This window comes from Vibrio jasicida 090810c, assembly GCF_002887615.1.
Classification (GTDB): Bacteria; Pseudomonadota; Gammaproteobacteria; order Enterobacterales; family Vibrionaceae; genus Vibrio; species Vibrio jasicida.
Genome location: NZ_CP025793.1, coordinates 544263 through 564893, shown reverse-complemented (window position 1 = coordinate 564893; position 20631 = coordinate 544263). Strand labels below are relative to the sequence as shown.

Sequence of the window (20631 nt, the reverse complement as noted above, 5' to 3'; positions counted from 1 at the left end):
ACTTCACTTCAGTGGAACCATAAAAATGAAACTAAAAAGAACTCTTATCTCTACCGCTATACTCGCTGCCATGTTTGGTCTTGCTGGTTGTAACAGTGATGACGACAACAGCAAATCTGGTACTCCATCCCTCGACACCACGCTAACCCAATACGTCAACCCATTGATTGGTACAGGCGCAGATGGTCACACCTTCCCGGGGGCGGTTGTGCCTTACGGTTTAGTGCAACTTTCTCCTGATACCGAAATGGAAGGCTGGGGCTCTGCCGCAGGTTACTTCGACCACGGCAAACTGACTGAAATCCCAGTGTATGGCTTCTCCCACACTCACCTTTCTGGCACAGGCATTACCGACCTTGGTGATATCTTAGTTCTACCTTTCACGAAGAAAGAAAATGCCGTTTTCAACACCTTCGATAAAGACTACGAAACCGCAGAAGCAGGCTACTACGCGGTTGAACTGAACAAAGGCGAAATCAAAGCTGAGCTAACTACCACGCAACGTGTTGGCTTCCACCGCTACACCTTCAAAGAAGGCACCACACCACACATCAAGTTCGATTTAGACCACACCCTCAACAAAGGTCACTTCAACAACCGCACCATGAAGGGTGATTTAGAGTTCATCGACGCTTACACCATCCGCGGTTTACGTAGCTCAAACGGATGGGCGAACAACCAGCACGTCTACTTCTACGCCACCTTCAACCAACCTATCGTCAAAGCCATTGCTTTGGTTGACGGCGCAGAAACGGAAATCGATGTAAACAACGACAACATCGACGCAGTGAAAACCATCGCTTACCTAGAATTCGCACCATCATCAACACCGCTAGAAATTCAAGTAGGCTTGTCACCAACAGGCACAGAAGGTGCGGAGAAAAACCTAGAAGCAGAAGCGAAAGACGTGTCATTTGATACTGCGCGCGCTCAAGCCAACGACGCATGGCACCAAGAGCTTAGCCGCATGATGGTATCTGGTGGCACGGAAGATCAGAAAGAGATCTTCTACACCGCGCTTTACCACGCTTCTATCGCGCCAATGATTTTCCAAGATGTCGACGGCCAATACCCTGCGATGCGTACTCGCATTCAAAAAGACGCGGGCGACACACCAAACTACTCTGTGTACTCCATGTGGGATACTTTCCGCGCAGCCCACCCACTGAAAACCATCATCGATCCGGAACGTGCCGAAGAGTTTGCCAACGACCTGATTCGTAAATACGAAGACGGTGGCATCTTGCCGAAATGGGAACTGCACAGCCATTACACTGGCACTATGATCGGCTTCCCTGCGGTTTCTATCATTGCTGACGCGATGGCGAAAGGTTTAGACATCGACCCACAACTTGCCAAAGAAGCGGCTGAGTTTACGGTGCGTTACCACGAGGCTTCTGAATTCCCAGATTGGACGGAAGACAACAACATCGGCGCGGCAAACGTTGTGCAAGTGAAGGTGTACGAAGAAAATGGCTTTGTTCACCACGGCTACTGGAACAGTGCGTCTTACACGCTTGAGTTTGCTTACGGCGACTGGGCAATGGCAGAAATCGCGCGCATGGCTGGCAATGTAAAACTGCAAGAAGAGTTTATGACTCGTGCCGACAACTGGCTTAACCATTGGGATGCAGAGACAGGCTTCTTACGTCCGAAAAACCACCCACTGAGTTCATCACCAAACAAACCGCCTTTGGAGTTCAACCAACCGATTGATGAAGAACGTTTGGATGAGTGTGAAATGGTTGAGTGGCCAGAAGGCTCAGGTGTGATGAAAGAGAAATGCCCGCTGCTACCATTTGACCCTTACTACGTGGACGAGTTTTCCTACACCGAAGGGAACGCGTGGCAATGGAAGTTCCAACCAATGCACGATTTCAACCGTCTGAAACAAGAAATCTACCAAGCAGACTTGGCACAAGGCAAAGACACCACGCCAGAGAAAGCCTTCCGTGAAGACTTGGACGAACTATTCAATGCGCGTTCTTCAAACACAGGCGAAGAGCTACCAGACCTAACGGGTTACATCGGTCAGTACATGCACGGTAACGAACCATCGCACCACATTCCTTACCTATATGCGCTAACCGATGAGCCATGGAAAGCGCAAGAGTACCTAGACCGCATCATGTCAGAGATGTACACCAGCGAACCAACTGGTTTGATTGGTAACGAAGACGTGGGTCAGATGAGCTCTTGGTACTTGATGTCGGCAATGGGCTTCTACCAAGTGACGCCTGCAGATCCGGTCTACACCATCGGTCGCCCTATGTTTGATGAAATCACCATTCCAGTGGAAGGCGGCGAATTCACAGTCATCGCAGACAACAACAGCCCACACAACAAGTACGTGAAGTCCGTAACCATCAACGGCAAGCCGCTGGATGCCAACTTCACCTTCAAACACAGCGAAATCAAAGCGGGCGGCGAGCTTCACTTCGTCATGACGGGTGACAAGCAAGAAGCGCTTCAAGCTCAGTAACGTTTTATGTAATTCGTGTTTAAAGAATAAACAGATAGATTAACTCAGTGGCAGGAAGTGACGCGCTTCCTGCCTAAGGAATCAAGATTATGAACTTTACGAAAACCGCTATCGCCACCGCTGTGATTGCAAGTGTTATTGGTTTGGCTGGCTGCAACGATGACGACGATAACACCTCACCAAGCATCGATACTTCCAACCTAAAATACGTCGATCCATTCATTGGAACCGGCTTTAATGGACATACCTTTCCGGGTCCTGTTGTGCCAGAAGGCATGGTGCAACTTTCTCCAGATACCGAGCTGATCGGCTGGCACTCTTCATCAGGTTACCACTTCGATAAAAAGACCTTATTTGGCTTTTCCCACACTCACCTCTCCGGCACGGGTATGGGTGGCTTAGGTGACATTCTGTTCCTACCGTTTACCGAAGACAAAGCCAAATACATCGAAGACAGCGACGACTACCGCGAAGCGATTTCAGTCAAGATGGACAAAACCTCAGAAGTGGCAGAAGCGGGTTACTACTCGGTGAAGATTGCCGAGAACGGTATCAAAGCCGAGCTTACGGCGTCTGAACGTGTCGGCTTCCATCGTTACACCTATCCGCAAGGTCAACCACAACGTTTGAAGATTGACCTCAACTCCATCCTAAACAGTGACTGGGGTTCGACCTCTCTGCGCAACAAACTGACGGTGAGCGAAGACGGCCATACCATCACGGGCGAGCGCGATGCAGCGCACTTCTCTGGTTGGGCGAAAAACCAAAAAATCTTCTTCTATGCGACTTTCGATAAGAAGATCAAAGACGTCTACATCCTTGCCAATGGTAAGCCTGTTGACGGTCTATCGGCAGAGCACGTTTCTGAATTAATTTACGATGACCAAGGTAATCCAGTTAAGCGTGTCAAAGCAGACGTCACTGCCTACATCGAATTTGAAGATGAAGGCTCACAAGAGTTGAATGCGCAAGTGGCGTTATCTGCGGTTGACCCACAAGGCGCAGAAAACAACTACGATGCCGAAGCGAATGTCTCTTTCGATACTGCGCGCAACAACGCACGTGAGAAATGGGCAAAAGCACTCAACTTCTCAATTGAAGGGGGCACGGAAGATCAGAAAGAGATCTTCTACACTGCGCTTTACCACACCAAAATTGCACCTATGGTGCATCAAGACGTAGATGGTCGATTCCGTGGCATGGGCAAAGGCTCAATTCGTGAAGGCGAAGGGGAATACTCCATCGCTTACGGTCAAGCAACGGAAGAGCAGCCAAACTTCTCGGTTTACTCTCTATGGGATACCCAACGTGCATTACACCCACTAAAAACCATCACAGAGCCAACCCGCGCGGTGCAGTACGCGAAGAACCTAGTTCAGAAGTACACTGAAAGCGGCTTGCTGCCGAAATGGGAGCACTTAGGTGACGAGACAGGCACCATGGTTGGCTACCCAGCGGTAGCAGTGATTGCGGATGCGATCACTAAGTTCCCAGATGAGTTTACTCAACAAGAGAAAGAGCTGGCGCTGAAAGCCGCGATCGACTCTTCGACTTACGACAACTACCCTGCATTGCAAGCGGATTGGGATCAGGGCGTATTGGATCGCACTTTAACCAAGCACATCGACTACATTGAGAAAAACGGCTTCACGCCTGCTATCCAACGTGTCGATGGTGAGCCAGTATTTGAAGACTACACGGTTGAGTCTGTTTCTTACGGTCTGGAAAATGCGTTCTACGATTGGGCTATCGCACAAATTGCCAAAGCAGCGGGTGATACTCAAGCGGAAGAGCAATACCTTGAACGCTCAAAAGGCTACAAAAAGTACTTCGATTACAACCCGACGGAATACGCAGAGCATGGCGTAACGGGCTTTATGCGCCCAGTGATGATTGATGAAACCTTCATGACGCCATTCGACCCATACGGCACAGAACACGAGACAGGCAACTACACCGAAGGTAACGCATGGCAGTGGACTTGGTTTGTACCGCATGACATCGCAGGCTTGAAGACCATCATGGGTGGCGATGCTGAGTTCCAGAAGAACCTAGAAGCAACCTTCACCGCAGAAAGCCAAGGCACTGAAACACCGGATATGTCTGGTTTGATTGGTCAAGTTGCGTTTGGTAACGAGCCTTCGCACCACATTCCTTACCTATTCAACTGGACCGCAGAACCATGGAAGACGCAACAAGTCGTCGACCACATTCTTGATGACATGTACTTTGCAGCGCCAGAAGGCGTCATTGGTAACGAAGACGTGGGCGCAATGTCCGCTTGGTATGTGATGTCTGCATTAGGCTTCTACCAAGTGAACGCAGCAGAGCCTACCTACACTGTGGGTCGTCCGCTATTCGACAAAGCAGTGATTCCGGTGAAAGGCGGCACGTTCACCATCACCACGGAGAACAACGCCGATGACAACATGTACATCAAGTCTGTCACCATCAATGGCAAAGCGTTGGATAATGGTTTCTTCTTCGACCATTCCGAGTTCAAACCGGGTGGTGAGTTACACTTCGTGATGACGGGCGATCAATCAGAAGCGATGAAAGCGCCTCAATAAGCCTCTATCACACTTCCCTCTTCAAAGGTCAGTTCGCGAGCGCTGGCCTTTTTTTAACCTTTCACTTCCACCAACACAAAAGTGCACTCCGCGACAATTAATCATAAGCTCAGTAAATTTATGTGATCCAATTCAAGCGAACTAAACGTTTGCTTTTTTAAAGTTGCCCCGTTTCGCGAAACCCAACATTCATTCGACTTAACCGGATCAGCTATGAACACATTTTCTAAAAAGCCGTTACTTTGCGCCTTGGCTGCAATTTCTATCGGTGCTTCATCTTCTTCATTTGCGGAAATTCGCAATGTCACGCTGCTGCATACCAACGACATCGAGAGCGTTTACGAACCTGTTGATGCCTTTTGGAATCCAGACATCTCACACATCGGTGGTATTCCATATCTAGCCACCTTGATCAAACAAACCCGAGCGCAGGAAGAGACAAGTTTCTTGTTTGATGCAGGTGACATTTTCACTGGGTCACTTGCTAAGAAGACTCAAGGCAAACTCTCTTTCGATTTGTACAGCGCAATGGGCTACGACGCGATTACACTCGGCAACCATGAATTTGAATACGGTTGGCAAACGCTGAAAGAGAACATGCCAAGAGCGGCTTACCCAGTACTGAACGCCAACATCAAATTCGAGCAAAACAATGCCCCATTTGCTTCGCCCTACACCATTATTGAGCGTGATGGCGTTCGTGTAGGCGTGATAGGTGTTATGGGCGTGGATGCTTTTTACAACACCATGTGGAAAGGAAACCGCAAGGGTTTAACCATTGATGACCCTATCGAAGTCACTCAATACTGGGTTGATAAGATTCGTGATGAAGTGGACATGATTGTCGTACTGACTCACCAAAACAAAACGGCGCCAATGCAAACCGACAAAGAAGCAGACCCAGAAGTGCAACGCGGTTTTGATGAAGACTACGACATGGCTGGCAAGCTAAAAGGCGTGGATGTGATCTTTGGTGGTCACTCAGACCATGGCTTGTGGGAGCCAGTTGTACACCCGAAAACTGGCACCGTCATTGGTCTTACATTCGGTCAAGGCAAATACTTGGGTTACACCAAGTTCGCGGTGGATACAGAAAAGCACGACGTAAAACTGCTTGATGGCAAACTCATCCCTGTTGAATCAGACAAGCTGGAACGAGACAAAAAAACCAGCGACCTTATCGCCAATGCACGCAGCAAATTCCCTGAGTTAAGCGAGCAACTGGCGACCATCAACGACACTGCTTACCGCCGTTACTACCGCGAATCAAACGTCGGTAACTTGGTGGCCGATATGATGCGTGAAGCTGCCAATGCCGATGTGGGCATGATCAGCTCTGGCAGTATTCGTGTCGACTTAAACAAAGGTCCAGTGACGATGGAAAACGTGATGGATCTTTTCCCATTCACGGATAAACTCTTGGTCGTGACATTAAACGGTGAACAGCTCAAAGAACTGTTGGAATACAGCTACACCTTGCCTTACGGCTTAGCGCAATTCTCTGGTATCGAAGCGCGTTATGACAACGAAAAGCCTGAGGGTCAACGCTTGGTGAACCTAAATGTAAACGGCAAACCAGTGGACAATGCTGACTCATACAAAGTCGCGACTTACTCCTACGCAGCAAGTGGCGGTGACGGCTATCATGTGTTTGAGAAAGGCACGTTTGAATCAGAAGGCGATTCAGTAACACAAGTGTTGATTGACCAGTTCAAAGCGAAGAAACAAGTAACCGTACCAGAACTCGGTCGTCAAGTAGACGTAAGCCAAAACTAAATCCATAACGGACTTAGCTCGGAGAATAAGCACCATGACATTTCGTCAAGAATACAATGGCTGTAAGTCGTTTGGTTGTGCCAATTGCGGCGTACCCGACTTGAGCTTGTATTCGCGCTCAAACCGACTCGGTTACGATGCGTGGCATTGTTCTGAGTGTGGTGCTTATCCTCCTGTTTTGGTGAACGAGCCTATTCTCGCGTTAGCCAATCAGTTGGAACAGCACACCTTCAAACTCGATTTATTGCCTCAATGCCATTGTCCTCGTGCTTCTTGGCAACGTTTCGGACGCACAACGTCTGGCACCGAACGTGTGCAATGTCGGCAATGCCAAAAGACCGCAACGCTGATCAACTCAAGTAAAGCATCATCAAACCTGCAACCAATGCTGGATGCTTTGATTTCTGGCGTTCCTCCCCAAGAACTGCAACAGGTTTTGGGGCTCAATCACCGCGCGTTTTCTCTGCGGATGGAACAATTGGCTGAGCTACTCAATACCTTCAGCCGTTTGTTTGAATCACAGCTTGATTTCTCAGTCCTACAAACTCGTTCGTTTCTTCAAGTCGCGCGATCTGGGTTTAGACACGATAGCCGCTCTCAAAGTAGCGCGCATATTTGGACACTATCGACGGCCGATGCCAAGACGGGATATGTACTGTTGATCAGTGATAATGCACTGATGGAGAAAGATTCGTTATCTGAAGAGGTGCAAGAGCAGAGCCGTTATCGACTCACCAAGAAAGAGCTCGCTCCCACAGAAAAAGACGTACTGCTTCAAGCGCAAAAGACTTACGACAAGATCTTAAATCGCAGCCAGTTTGATCAACTCGGTTACTGCGCTGCCCAGCATGCCCAATCCAAGGAAGTGTTTCTAACGCGCCCTGTATTTGCCGCTCACGCTCACATGCAGAACTTGGCAAAGTATCTAAAATCTCAGCCACCAAAAGCCTTATTGCTCGAACATGAAAGCTTTATTCGCGGCGCTGCGATTACCGGATTTACACCAACGGTAATCAGTGGAAGCACACATCTGTACTACTGCCATGTCACCTCACACAACGTGTACGACACTAACAACAGCGGTAAACAAAACATGAGTTGGTGGGATGAAACATGGCGACGAGTGAATATTGAAAATACACTGGGCAAGTGGCAAATCGGCATGGGTTTATTGACCAAAAAAGGCGAGCTCGATGATGCCGCTATTCACTCCCTTTTCCCCACGGATCCAGATTGGAACTCGCGCTTCTGGCAACGCTACACCGAATGGCTACAACCTAGTTACGCGTCTCACCTCAGCTTGGCTCGAATACAGCAGTGGCAAAGCATTTATCGCTTTTTGCACAATTTCACACTGTGCCGCCACGAAATCAAAATTGGATCTCGATTCATCGAACCAAGCCAAGTTACTCACTTAGTTGACTTCATAAACCATCATTCACTAACAAGCGAATCATCATAACCATCTGATTAAAAATGCCTTTTTACTGATAATAGCATTTTCATTTTTGCCTCTTTATACAATGCCGTATTGCAGGTTAGAGAACTCTGTAATGTATAGTTTTCCGAATGATAAAAAGGACGAACTATCATGAAAGACTATGACGATGGCGGACTTCCACTAGTGGATGAAGTCGTCACGGAAGGACGTAATGCCTACCTTCACAACACGCCTTTCGAGGAGAACCCATACCCGATTGTCTCGCTCGAATTCATGAGTTGGTGGTACGGCTGGTTGCTAGAAGAAGAACGCCAAACCATGGCTGCGTAAACCGCGTAATGACACCTTATTTCCACAATTAAACCGTTTCCAAGTTTACCTAATGCCAACAAGCGTCAGGTGCGCTTACGGCTTTTTATTTTTTAAATACAGGTAGATATGGACATCAATACAACAATTAGAACCACAATCTTTACCCTATCGTTTATCACAACTTCATTCGCACTGTTTTTGAAGCATTCACTCACCGAAGAACGAATGATGTTGTGCGCATTAGGAAATGATATTCCAGTGTTTGATAGCGAAGATTGCTTATTCTATTTTGAGACGTTTGGCGTTTCGCAAGATTTACTGAGGTTAGTCGAGTATCAATATGGTATTTCGTCGATTCTAAGTGGTGACAGTCATAGCCGCTTTCGTATGGCAAACACCTTAATCGCACATGGGTTTGACGTAAATTGGCTGAACGAAAGTAACAGTCCACCTCTGCACTCCGCCATCATTCATGATGATTTCGAAGCGTTTAAATGGCTAATGCAGCAAGGGGCAAACAAAGATCTTTATTGCCCTAAGGTAGGAAAGAACGCCACTGAGTTTTTAGATTGGATTTACACCGAGAACCCGACCGCCAATCGCGGCGCTATGTACGCGCTATTGCACTAGAGCAAAAACAAAGGGAGCCGCTCGCTCCCTTTGCTGTTTTTATATAGTTGAAATTAATCGATATTCTGACCAATTCGCCACAGCACGCCACTAGGATCGTGCAAACAGAATTCTCGCATCTTCCAAGGTTGATCAACCAGCTCCGTCATCTTGGCTCCGAATGACTCCAGATCGACACTTGAAACATGTTCATGCCAGCTGGCAACATCTTCCACCAACAAATGCATCATGAAATTATTGCAGTGTTTTGGCTCATAAAAATCTTGCAGCAAGAATGAGCAACTGCCCTTGAAGAAGTACGCCACACCACCAAAATCCGAAGGCATCTCAAAACCCAACGCCTGATAAAAGCGCTTTGATAGCTCGTAATCTTTCGCAGGAACAAAAGATTTAATTTCAACAATATTGAGGTTTTCCATTTCCTAAGTTTCCATTGTGTAGCACGTATTCAACCACTCTAGGTAACTCAACGCGCCCTGACTAGAGTCTCTCTTTGTTTCTTAGGCGCAAGGCACACACTCCGCCATTTGGGTTTGCAGCCAATGGACAAATTTTTGTTCCAGTTCCGAGCGAGCCTTGTCTTGAGTCAACAAGACATAGTCATGCCCTGACGGCACAAAACCAAATGGTGCAACGAGATTGCCACGTTCGAGTTCGTCCATCACTAGAGGATAAGAGCCCATCGCCGCGCCTAAGCCATCCACCGCAGCTTGAATGCAGAAATAAAAATGTGCGAAAGACTGTTCTGCTTTGGTATTCATCGACGCTTCACCAGAACGCTGCATCCATTCGTGCCAAGCTTCAGGTCTGGTTTGGCTGTGTAATAGCTTCACGGAGCTCAAATCACTTTTCACTTGCTGCCAGTAGTCAGGTGAAAACACGGGACCCACCCACTCTTCCACCAACTTGGTTTTTGGGTAGTGATACAAAGGCTCAAAGTCATCTCGACGAATCGCCATAGCAAGCCCCGTCGAGCCAAGCGTTACAGGTCCTCCCGCAGTCGAAAGACGAACATCTGCGTCACAACCATCATTAAACGCGGAAAGCCTTGGCATCAACCAACGCATGGTTAACGTTGGCTCACAAGAGACTTCAAGGTATTGATGCTTCTCCTGCACCAGCTTGTTCACTCCAGTTTCCAGCGCTTGGAATGCTTGCTCGGTGTAGCTTTTCAGCATCTCACCCTCTTTAGTGAGCAGCATATTACGCCCCTGTTTGTAGAACAGAGGTTGAGCCAGATAGGTTTCCAACACTTTGATCTGCTTACTCACTGCGCCATGCGTAATATTGAGCTTGTTTGCTGCTTCACTAAAACTCGCAGACGATGCCGCGACATGGAAAACATGGAAGGATTTAAGATGCCTCATCTGTGACTTTTTCTCACACTTAGCGGAATTTGTTTCGATTATAGTCTCCGAACTCTCGACCTACAATTGCCCCATTCATAACAACGAAGAAACAGGAAACACCATGGAGCTTTTCAGCCTTGCCTTATTAGGCATACTCATCGTTATCAGTCCCGGAGCTGATTTTGTATTGGTTCTTAGAAATAGCCTCAACAATGGCAGACAAGCGGGAATTTGGAGTGCCGTGGGCATTAGTCTTGCGATTTCGGTGCACATTACCTATTCATTGCTTGGTATCAGTTACTTAATCTCACAGAACGAATGGTTGTTCAGTTTGATTCGCTACCTCGGTGCGGCTTATCTGATCTATCTAGGATTAAAAGGGATTTTTGGGGCTGACTCTCAGCAGAAGATAGAGGGGGAAACACAACAAAGCATCTCCATTTGGCAGTTCTTTTTCCAAGGCTTTTTGTGCAATGTGCTTAACCCAAAAACCATGTTGTTCTTCTTGAGTATCTTTAGCCAAGTCATCGATCCGAATGCAGCATCACAGCACCTAGCTTTAGGTTACGGTGTCTACATGATTGCGCTACACGGGATGTGGTTTTCTATGGTCGCCATCTTGTTTACCTCACCGCGATTACAGAGCTTATTACTGCGCGTGAAACATAGGTTGAACCAAGCTTGTGGCGCTGGGTTATTGTTGTTTGGTGCAATGTTAGGATTAAAGTCATAACACGCTGAGTTACGACATTTCGACCGATGCCACATCGAAGTTTGATAATCGCACGTATAATCTTCATCAGAACGATTAAGGGCAATTGACCTTGAGGAAAAGAACTCAATGAAAAAACTACTTCCGATTGTATTCACTTGTTTGAGCTTAGCTTTCTCCGCACCATCGGTATTGGCTTCTGAACGAGCAGAGCAGGGTTGGCAATGGATTGATCAAGGCGCAATGATTGTCGATGTGCGCACGCCACAAGAGTTTGCCGATGGTCACTTAGACAAAGCGGTGAACTTTCCGCTTTCAGAGTTAGATAAACACTTTGCTAATGTCGATAAAGACACGCAAATCGTGCTCTACTGCCGCAGTGGTAATCGCTCAGGGCAAGCGTATCAGTACCTACAATCGCAAGGGTTTACCAACCTACATAACGCGGGCGGCTTGGTTGAGATGCAACAAGCGAAGTAATACGACTTTGCACCTACCTAGCCAACTGAATGGAAAGCACACCTCTCGTGTGCTTTTTGTTTTTTCACTATCTATTCGTTATCGGTTGAAGCCAGCTCGCCGAAGTAGTCTTCCAGTCGATGGTGACCATAAATCGGCGCGATATTGTCACCGCCTAACATGGTCAGGAAGAACTCAGCAGGACCACCCCATTTCTCTGGCAAGTGACGTACTATCGATAACCCAGCTCTGCGCAGGAAGTCCGGTAGGTGCGTATTTTTCTCCACTTTGTTTTGAGATTTGAACGCAAGCCGAGCAATATCATTGACTGACAAAACATCTGGACCACCGACATCGAGTTCTGTGTCATTTCGTTCAATCGCTTCTACACAAAACCTCGCCAAGTCTTTTCCGTGAATGGGATTAAGCAAGTTTTCACCATCGCCAAAAGTAAACACTCGACCGGATTTCGCCATGTTGTACACCTCGGTGATATCAGAGAAAAAGCCATTCGGGCGAATCACACAAGGGGTTAGTTTTGTTGATTGCAGAAGCCGATTCGCAAAGCGTTCTTTCGCCTCTAAAAGACGAACTTGAGGACATTTCTGAGCATTAAATGCAGAGATGTAGATGAATTTACCGACACCTGCTCGCTCTGCTTCTTCAAGCAAGTTCAAATTTGCTTGGTAGTCGACATCCAAATAACCTAATCCGTCTTGTTGGCGAGTAATGCCCAAACATGAGATAACAACATCGACACCGTCGCAAACACCTTTAAGCTCATCGGGATGAGTAACCTGCACCTCTATCACTTGTGACTCTTCCAAACCCATTGCGGATAACTTGGTTTTGTTTCTCGCAATGGCTTTAAAGTTAATATGCTCAGATAGGAGTAGCTCAACAATATTCGAGCCTAAGTACCCCGTTGAGCCCGCAATTAAAATTCGAGGGTGCGTTTTCATAACATGACGTCCTATTCTTGCTCTGGTCGGTATGGCTCTTCACGCAATACGTGGCTCACCAATAACTTTAGGTAGAACAGCGGTAAAAACCATTCCAAACCTTGTGGTGCTTGTGCCCAATAAATCGAAATAATCACACTAAGAGAATACAGAGTTAGCGCCACAGGACGTTGTAAATACAACGGTGTTTTCATGACTAGGCTACATGCCAGAACCATGTAACCACCGATCACAACAATCCACATGATATCGAAATTCAAGAACGCCCAACTGTAGAGAGAAAGCTGCACGAAATGAGTCAGAATAAAGCTCATGTGCTGCTTAAAACCTTGTCCTTCACGATGAAACCAGCGCTTTGCCGTAGAAGTCGCATTGGTAATAATGCCGCCGATAATATCCACTGTGAGCAAACCCGCGATAACATATTGAGTAGTAGTCCAACCTAGCTGTGCAAAGTACGCATAAATCACCACGACAAAACCAGCAGCAAAAGGGACATACAGCTGCAAATTCTTTTCTGCTTTCGTTGCGCCCGGACCAATCAGCTTATCAATTCCACCCCAGAAACCCGCTCTTGCTTGAGGAACACTCCAATCAATTTTCATACTAAAACCTTATTTCGACCACTCGGTCTTTTTAAATTAGTACGCTTTGAGAGCTAGGTAAAGATCTTTTTTTGTCCACTCGGTCTAAATAAAAGATCTTGTGTTATACTGCAGGGCATTGCGGTAACAAAAGCTGAGAAGAAAACCATGCCTAAGATCGTCGATCATGAAAGAAGACGTAGAGAAATGGCCTTAAAAGCAACCGAAGTGTTCCTTGAGTTCGGTTACAAAAACATTGGTATGAGACAACTGTGCGAACAGTTAGGAATGAGCAAAAGTGCGGTTTATCACTATTACAAAAGTAAGGATGAATTGTTCAAAGCCGCAACAGAGGCCATCGTCAACTTTGATGCAGAAGTGCTAGCAGATAGACCAAACTCAAGTAAAGCGAGTACAGGGCAACAAATCGAAAACTTCGTATTGATCTTCCAGCAAATGGCTCCGCGTTTCTTCCAAGAGATGAAGCTTGTCTCTGATTACATTGATGTGATTGGACAAGAAAACGTAGCTACCGATCCATGCATGTTACTTGCGAATCAAAAGTACATGACGATGCTAGAAAACTACGTTTCAGTGCAACACAAAGAATCGCTTTATACCCTTATGCTAGGACTACTGAACCATCAATTGATGTTGGGTAAAGCGCTAGAAGATTCGTATGTTATTGAGCAAGTTGAGCGCATTTTAGTTTAGATTCAAACTCACATTTAAAATCAACGTGAAAGAGGCTCCGTCGAGCCTCTATTTAATTTCTCTTATTTATCAGCCAATAATTTAGCAGCTGAGCGCATTAATGCTGGCGCTTTAGTTTCACCATAGCCCGAATGGTACGGATTATTTGAGAACACCACGCCAACGAAATCACGTTTAGGATCGATGTAAATCATCTGCCCTAGGTTGCCACTCTTCGCCATGGCTCCATCTTCAAAAATGAAATCGAAATGGTACGAGTTGTACTGTGCTTTCTCGTTGAATGAATGTAGCGAACTCGCCTCTTTCGCAGTGCCGACAAATGCGTTGTGGTCACCATTAAGTAAAATACGATCGATAACAGCAGGAGAAATCACTGCCTCATCGGCAACCGCATTCCAACTTGGCGTAAACAATATCCCCCAGCGTGCCATGTCTTCTAAGGTTGTCGAGACGAGACCAACCGCAATTGCCATACCATCTGGCGTTTGATTAATCATCATTGGTTGGCGTGCTTTGACTTTAGACCAAACGCGATCCTCGAATACTTTAGTCCAAGTCGTTCCCTCGATATTCTCTACAATTTGCGTCAGAACAATCGTATTCATCGACGCATAACGGAAATGCTCACCAGCCTCTTCGTTTGGTAACTTATGCGTATCTAAGGCGACATCCAACCAACTTTCAAGCTTGCCAGTCGAGTAACGTGGCGAACCAAACGCTGAAGCAAAGAAGCGAACCACTGGAGAGTCAGGGTTCATGATCGACTCACCGGTTTCCTCATTGTCCAAACCTGTCGCATGATTGAGTGCATTTAGTACTGACACATCATCCCATACCGTTCCCTTTAACTCTGGAACGTACTCGGAAACCGGTTTGTTTTGGTCAACTTTTCCCTCTTCTACCAGCATCGCTATCACAGCACCCACTGTGGTTTTCGCCGCAGATGCCCAAATATGGCGGTCAGTCGGCTTCATTCCCGGATACGCTTCATAAACAATTTTACCTTTGTGAATCAGCATGAAACCCTGAGTACGAAACTGAGGATCAGCCAAGTACTGATCCATGGTCATTTCGCCTTTTGATTCTGTTTCGACTTTAAGACTGCCTAGTTCTGGTTTAATAGCTTTGACCAATGGCTGGTACTCATGGTTTGGAGAGGCAACCGCCGTCGGCATAAACTCACTCATGTGCATGTTGTAGTAAAGGGAGTGGTCACCGCCCATTTGCCAATGAAAATTATTGAACTGCTCACGAGCCGAATCTACAAACTGGTTGGAATAAGGTTGTTTTGCAGCGCTCACTGGTAACGTTACTTGCGCACCCTCTGCCTTTAGTGCGGCTTTGACTGGGTTTTCGTCGGCTGCGAATACAGGTTGACTAAGAACAATGGCGCTTAGAATTAGGGTACTTGGTTTGACTGTCATGTGTGCATCTCCCGTGTTGTCTTGGGAGAACTGTACTGATACCGTGAGGAACAAATTAGGTCATTTCCCGCCATATAATCTAACGAGAAAAGAATGCCTGAAAACATCAATATCACTCAGACTAACAACTTATTGCCCTTTATTCGTTACTTTGACTTAAAGGGCATTGAATGGAAGTCGGCGGCTCGTCTAAATAACATTCCTGAAGATATTGACGTTCAACCTAACTGGGTTCCCACTCATCAAGTGATGGCGTTTTTAATGGCAATGATGAGGGAGAGCAAAAAGCGGATTGGCATTGAAGTAGGACGCCTAATTACCCTTGAACAAATATCACCAGAATTGCATCAAACACTGTCGAATTGCGATAATTTAGGCGATGCACTGCATAAGCTGATTGAGATAATGCCGACACTCAATAGTCACGTCATGGTCTGGGTCGAAAACATTCAAGGTCAATGGTTTCTATGTCACCGAGGAGCCTATCACCCATCAACAATTGGTTTTGATCAAGCCGAGTGGTTTCGTAGCTTTGCCTTGCTATCAATGTGTCGTATGTTCACAGGAGAGGCTTGGCAACCACAACAGGTCTGGATGAGCTCTGCAGAGCACCTGAACGCAAGGTTGCCAGCCACGTTTGACAACACTGAGTTTCTGTTTGAAAAAGACTATGGCGCAATCGCGATTGATTTACCGAGCAGCTTCGTCCCAATTGATAGACAAACCCTAACCACAGACTGGTTGGACAAAGTCGAGCAGTTGATTGCCACCTATGCTGTGTTACCTTGGTTTAATATCGACTGGTTTGTCAAACTGCTCGGTACCTCTTCGCGGTCATTGCAACGCCAACTTCACATGCGCCATAAGAGCTTCCGGACATTACGAGATCAAGCAAGGTGCCGCTCTGCCAAAACGCTACTTACACAAGGACAACTCACTCCATTCGAGACGGCTTGGCAATGTGGTTACAACGACCTCTCCAATTTTAATCGTGCTTTCAAAGCTTGGACGGGACAAACGCCAGCTCAATACCGCAATGATTATCTAGATTCCAATCGTTGAATCACATAGAACTCTCAACTCATCACAACTTGATCTTCTCTGGCTGGACTCTGTTGGGGTCTTACATTAGGTTTGAATAAGACACTTTTGTAGGACCAAATCATCATGCACATCAGTTATGAGCAAGTCACCGCCTTTGTCGCTGTTGCGGAATGTGGCTCCTTTAGCGCTGCAGCAAAACAATTAAATAAGCATCGCACGACGCTTGGTCAGGTGATCACCAACCTCGAAATTGAAATCAACATGACCTTGTTTGACCGTTCAACCCGCTACCCTCAATTGACGGAAGAAGGCTTAGCACTGTATCAACATGCTAAAAACCTCGCGGAAACGACCAAGTCTTTTGAGCGTCTATGCCAGAGCACCGAACAAGGGAACGAGAGCCAAATTACTATCTGCCACAGTGAATTGGTGCCGGGAAAACTGATTCAAGATGTGATGATTGGGATTCGAAAAAAATTCCCGTTGGTCAAAGTGAACTGGCTTCACAAAAACAATCACGAAACGAAAGCGTTGTTCGAACAAGATGCCGCAGATCTTGCTGTCATGCTCGTTCCAACGGGCAATGCCACAACAGCATTCAGCTACACCTATCTACTCAATCTTCCTTTTGTTGTGTGTGCCACCAGCGAATTTATCAAGCAACATCAGATTGTTGACCTCACCTCTCTAAAGCGAGCAAGGCAACTGTTGATGGCGGATTTTCACCATACTGGCATCGCACAAACTCTGACGATATCGAATCTCGCTCAACAAATCGAAAGTGTGAATGTGCTCAAAAACCTATTAGTCGCAGGTGATGGCTGGGCAATCGTCCCAACCCATTGCGTGGAGGATCTTTTAACAACCCAGCAATTACAGACCATTGAGATAGACGAACTCCATGCCGTGCTTCAATTTCCCATCAACCTTTGGCAACACAACCGCTTAGCCGGTCCTGTTACGCGAGAAATGATTCGACTGTTTAAAGAACACAGTCATGCCCACACCGCTCGAAGTGAGGATTGAATGCTCATAACGTGATTTAGGTGTTTTTGTTTTCCACCGTACACTCCAAATCGTTCCTAAACATGAATCGGAGTTACTATGAAATTGAAAGCAATCACCCTAGCCCTTCTTGCTGGCACTCTTACTACTGGTGTAGCGCACGCTTGTACCTCAGTCGCATGGAATACCGACTTGGGCACTTTCACTTCTAGAACGATGGATTGGATGGAATCAACCTCACCTGTGCTAGGTACGATTAACAAAGGCGACGTTCGTTCGCTTCAAGGTAATGGCCTAGGCAATACCTACACGGTGAAATACGACATGGTTGCGGTACTGGCTTATGGTGAACTGGTTGCCGATGGGGTAAACAGCGAGGGCATGCAAGTCAACGCTCTGTTCTATCCAGACATGACCATGAAAAAGGCAGAAACGGGGTCAGAAGTCACGCAATTTACCATCGCTGAATACCTACTTGCTAACTACGCAACGGTTGATGACGTGGTTAAAGCGCTACCAACATTGGAATACGCATCTATCCCTATGGAGGGGATGCCCGTTGAAATGAAACTGCACTGGTCTGTCACAGACAAAAGCGGTGACCGTCTAGTGATTGAAATGGATAAAGACGGCTTGCATACCTACCGCGGCGAAGAAGCGATGGTAATGACTAACGACCCTTCGATGAAAGAACACATCGAAATGCGCAAGAAGGTTCAACCAACGTGGGAAAACGCGAGTCGTGATACCGACTATGGCTCCATTGGCAACGGTAACTCACACAGTCGCTTTGTTCACGCGAGCTACTTTATGAGCAAACTCACGGAGCCGACCAGCATCACCAACGGTATGATGAAGCTGTCGACAGTTCCTTATCGCGTACCTGCGGATGCGCCATACAAAGACTTTGGCAACGGCAATGGTATGTCTGGTTACGCAACAGAATGGACCATGACACAAAGCTTGGATACGGGTGATAGCGTGTTCGAATACAACTTTGAAGAAAACTGGAACACGGTGAAATTCAACGTTTATGAAATGATGGGCAAAGATTTCCGCCTACCACTGACGAAATCATTTATGGCGAAGTTCTAGTCGCAAACAAAATACTGATCGCCATTTCGCACTCAAACAAAAGCACCGCGATGTCGGTGCTTTTTTCGTCCGAGTACCAAGCCACTACTTCCCTCGCCCATACATCTTGTCGAAGTTTGGAATGTTCTTTTCCCAAATGGGCGTCTCTTCTCCCACAATGGATTTGAGTGTGTCGATAAACAGCTTGGTTTTAATCGGTGCATCTCGGTGCGGATACACGGCATAGAAGGTTCCGAAATCATCAATGTTCAAGTGCGTCATGATTGGCACTAACTTGCCTTGTTTGATTTCGTCTTGAACCATTTGTGCGGTCACCACAGCGAGCGTATTTCCTCCTGCTGCGCTTCTTGCCAACATTTCCACATCATTCACTTTATAAGCGACATTAAGCTGAAAATGCTGTTGTCTGCCTTGCTCATCTTGATAGCCGAATTTATCGAATAACAAACCAGGAGCGGCGTAGATAGTAGCGGGTAAAGATTCCAATTTCTCAAGACTGTTCACCTCACCATGTTTTTCTATAAACGCAGGAGCGGCAACAATCAACAGGCGACTTCGTGCAATCTTACGGGTAATCAAGCTTGAGTTTTTAGGTCGCCCAATTCGGAAGCCAATGTCAAAACCCTCTTGCACCATATCAACCATGCGATCTTCTAAGCGCAGTTCAAATTCCACATCTGGGTATTGCTGTTGAAACACCGAAATCGCATCTTGAACATATTGACGCCCGAACATGTTCGAGCTGGTAATACGCAAGACACCACGAGGCTCTTCGTGAAAATTCTGCGCCAAACGGTGAGTATCACTGAGAAGTGACCGAAGGGATTTGGCTTGGTTGACCATTTCATTCCCGGCCGCCGTCAATGATAAGGAGCGCGTAGTTCGGTTGAGCAATCGAACACCCAACTCATCTTCCAAACGGCTGATCTGTTTTGAGATCACCGAACGATCCACATTCTTCTGTTCTGATACCTTGGTGAACGAGCCAAGCTCGACCACTTCAAGTAACAGCAATAAACGACTAGAGAAATCCATAACGTCTTACCTAAAAAACCATTGTTGCTTTTATGGCACCAATTATATGCCATTTAGCTTATTTTTCTCATCTTATAACAAATCTATAGTAGCTGCACACAACGGGAGAGAGACAAACCTCCTCAATACCAAACCAATAAATTCGCGTTACCGAGGTCTGCTGATCTTACTAACGCTGAGGAAACAGCTATGAAAACTCTATCAATCACACAACAAAACGGCATCGCTACTGTTGAAATCAACAACCCACCAGTGAATGTACTGACTATCGATTTGATTAATGAAATCAACGAATTTGTCCTATCACTTAAAGATGACCGCGATACGAAAGTAGTGGTCTTCAAATCGCTTCATGAGTCTTTCTTCTTGGCGCATTTAGATTTGAACGTTATCAACGGCACACAAGGTGGTCAGGCAGCATCAATTGAATTCAATCATATGATTGCCAACATCAAAGCGATGAAACAGGTATCGGTTGCTGTGGTTGATGGTGTGGCTCGTGGCGGCGGTAATGAGTTTGTGATGGCGTGTGACTTGGCTTACGGCACTGAAAACGCAGCATTTGCTCAGCCAGAGATTCACGTCAACATCCCAACGGGTGGTCAAGGCGCGGTTCAGTTCGCTCGTCGCATGGGTAAAAACAAAGCGCTTCAAGCACTGCTACTTGGTAACGACTTTACGGCACAACAAGCGGAGCAGTTAAACATCATTACTCAGTTTGTTCCTAAAGCAGAGTTGGATGGGTTCTTAGCGGCAACATTGGGCGTGATTAGCCAATTAGAAGTGCGTGACATCGTAATGTACAAAGAGATCATCGCAACCTCTATCAAAGATGAAGACGCAGGTGCAGAGCTAGAGTTACGTTACTTCTTAGAGCGCGCAAAAGAGCAAAAAACCGCAGCGATCATCGACGCGTTCCTAAAACACGGTGGTCAAACAGAACGTGAAGCGAAAGACATCCAAGGCATCTTTGTGGATACCGCGGCAGAGCTAAACAAACAATAGAGCTTGGTTCGCCATAGACCTAAGGCACCGAC

General features: G+C 46.6%; 19 protein-coding genes. 13 read left to right on the top strand and 6 right to left on the bottom strand.

Going from position 1 to position 20631, the window contains the following annotated elements; genetic code table 11:
* Nucleotides 1-25: 25 nt before the first annotated feature.
* The 6 genes from C1S73_RS20175 to C1S73_RS20150 all read left to right on the top strand — a co-directional run bounded on the left by C1S73_RS20175 (nt 26) and on the right by C1S73_RS20150 (nt 9211).
* Nucleotides 26-2482, top strand: a complete 2457-nt coding sequence (locus C1S73_RS20175) for a GH92 family glycosyl hydrolase (RefSeq protein ID WP_038869136.1) — start codon at nt 26-28, stop codon at nt 2480-2482.
* A gap of 89 nt (nt 2483-2571) precedes the next feature.
* Nucleotides 2572-5052 (top strand): GH92 family glycosyl hydrolase, encoded by a 2481-nt coding sequence (locus C1S73_RS20170; RefSeq protein ID WP_038869135.1) that lies wholly within the window; start codon nt 2572-2574, stop codon nt 5050-5052.
* Nucleotides 5053-5265: 213 nt separating this feature from the next.
* Nucleotides 5266-6828 carry a bifunctional metallophosphatase/5'-nucleotidase gene (locus C1S73_RS20165; protein WP_038869134.1) on the top strand — a complete coding sequence of 521 codons (1563 nt, stop codon included), beginning with the start codon at nt 5266-5268 and terminating at the stop codon, nt 6826-6828.
* Nucleotides 6829-6862: 34 nt separating this feature from the next.
* Nucleotides 6863-8290: a hypothetical protein gene (locus C1S73_RS20160; protein ID WP_038869133.1), complete on the top strand. Its 1428-nt coding sequence runs from the start codon at nt 6863-6865 to the stop codon at nt 8288-8290.
* Nucleotides 8291-8419: 129 nt separating this feature from the next.
* Nucleotides 8420-8599, top strand: coding sequence for a hypothetical protein (locus C1S73_RS20155; RefSeq protein ID WP_038869131.1), 180 nt, complete (start codon nt 8420-8422; stop codon nt 8597-8599).
* Nucleotides 8600-8707: 108 nt separating this feature from the next.
* On the top strand, nt 8708-9211 hold the full coding sequence (locus C1S73_RS20150) for an ankyrin repeat domain-containing protein (RefSeq protein WP_227740541.1): 504 nt from the start codon (nt 8708-8710) through the stop codon (nt 9209-9211).
* Between the two features lie 53 nt (nt 9212-9264).
* Here the strand turns inward: C1S73_RS20150 and C1S73_RS20145 are convergent, their stop codons facing one another.
* Entirely contained in the window at nt 9265-9630 is a 366-nt protein-coding gene (locus C1S73_RS20145; protein WP_038869129.1) for a VOC family protein, read from the bottom strand.
* Between the two features lie 81 nt (nt 9631-9711).
* Nucleotides 9712-10578 (bottom strand): LysR family transcriptional regulator, encoded by an 867-nt coding sequence (locus C1S73_RS20140; protein WP_038869127.1) that lies wholly within the window; start codon nt 10576-10578, stop codon nt 9712-9714.
* A gap of 103 nt (nt 10579-10681) precedes the next feature.
* Here C1S73_RS20140 and C1S73_RS20135 point away from each other — a divergent pair, with 103 nt between their 5' ends.
* Both C1S73_RS20135 and C1S73_RS20130 read left to right on the top strand, forming a co-directional pair.
* Nucleotides 10682-11293, top strand: coding sequence for a LysE family translocator (locus C1S73_RS20135; protein WP_038869126.1), 612 nt, complete (start codon nt 10682-10684; stop codon nt 11291-11293).
* 108 nt (nt 11294-11401) lie between these two features.
* Nucleotides 11402-11752 (top strand): rhodanese-like domain-containing protein, encoded by a 351-nt coding sequence (locus C1S73_RS20130; RefSeq protein ID WP_038869124.1) that lies wholly within the window; start codon nt 11402-11404, stop codon nt 11750-11752.
* A gap of 71 nt (nt 11753-11823) precedes the next feature.
* Here C1S73_RS20130 and C1S73_RS20125 read toward each other — a convergent pair whose 3' ends face one another.
* Nucleotides 11824-12693 (bottom strand): SDR family oxidoreductase, encoded by an 870-nt coding sequence (locus tag C1S73_RS20125; protein ID WP_038869123.1) that lies wholly within the window; start codon nt 12691-12693, stop codon nt 11824-11826.
* 11 nt (nt 12694-12704) lie between these two features.
* On the bottom strand, nt 12705-13298 hold the full coding sequence (locus C1S73_RS20120; RefSeq protein WP_038869120.1) for a hypothetical protein: 594 nt from the start codon (nt 13296-13298) through the stop codon (nt 12705-12707).
* A 147-nt stretch (nt 13299-13445) separates the two neighbouring features.
* On the opposite strand from C1S73_RS20120, the gene C1S73_RS20115 reads away from it, so the two are divergent.
* Nucleotides 13446-13991: a TetR/AcrR family transcriptional regulator gene (locus C1S73_RS20115; protein WP_038869117.1), complete on the top strand. Its 546-nt coding sequence runs from the start codon at nt 13446-13448 to the stop codon at nt 13989-13991.
* A gap of 62 nt (nt 13992-14053) precedes the next feature.
* Here C1S73_RS20115 and C1S73_RS20110 read toward each other — a convergent pair whose 3' ends face one another.
* On the bottom strand, nt 14054-15415 hold the full coding sequence (locus C1S73_RS20110) for a serine hydrolase domain-containing protein (protein ID WP_038869116.1): 1362 nt from the start codon (nt 15413-15415) through the stop codon (nt 14054-14056).
* Between the two features lie 93 nt (nt 15416-15508).
* Here C1S73_RS20110 and C1S73_RS20105 point away from each other — a divergent pair, with 93 nt between their 5' ends.
* The 3 genes from C1S73_RS20105 to C1S73_RS20095 all read left to right on the top strand — a co-directional run bounded on the left by C1S73_RS20105 (nt 15509) and on the right by C1S73_RS20095 (nt 18559).
* A complete protein-coding gene (locus tag C1S73_RS20105) occupies nt 15509-16477 on the top strand; it encodes a helix-turn-helix domain-containing protein (RefSeq protein WP_038869115.1) in 969 nt (322 codons plus the stop codon).
* Nucleotides 16478-16582: 105 nt separating this feature from the next.
* Nucleotides 16583-17485 carry a LysR family transcriptional regulator gene (locus C1S73_RS20100; RefSeq protein ID WP_038869113.1) on the top strand — a complete coding sequence of 301 codons (903 nt, stop codon included), beginning with the start codon at nt 16583-16585 and terminating at the stop codon, nt 17483-17485.
* Between the two features lie 78 nt (nt 17486-17563).
* Nucleotides 17564-18559: a linear amide C-N hydrolase gene (locus C1S73_RS20095; RefSeq protein WP_038869112.1), complete on the top strand. Its 996-nt coding sequence runs from the start codon at nt 17564-17566 to the stop codon at nt 18557-18559.
* Between the two features lie 84 nt (nt 18560-18643).
* Here the strand turns inward: C1S73_RS20095 and C1S73_RS20090 are convergent, their stop codons facing one another.
* Nucleotides 18644-19594, bottom strand: a complete 951-nt coding sequence (locus C1S73_RS20090; protein ID WP_038869111.1) for a LysR family transcriptional regulator — start codon at nt 19592-19594, stop codon at nt 18644-18646.
* Between the two features lie 189 nt (nt 19595-19783).
* Between C1S73_RS20090 and C1S73_RS20085 the strand changes: the two genes are divergently transcribed.
* The gene (locus tag C1S73_RS20085; RefSeq protein WP_009700909.1) at nt 19784-20599 is read left to right on the top strand and encodes an enoyl-CoA hydratase/isomerase family protein; all 816 of its coding nucleotides are present in this window, start codon (nt 19784-19786) and stop codon (nt 20597-20599) included.
* The last annotated feature ends 32 nt before the right edge of the window (nt 20600-20631 follow it).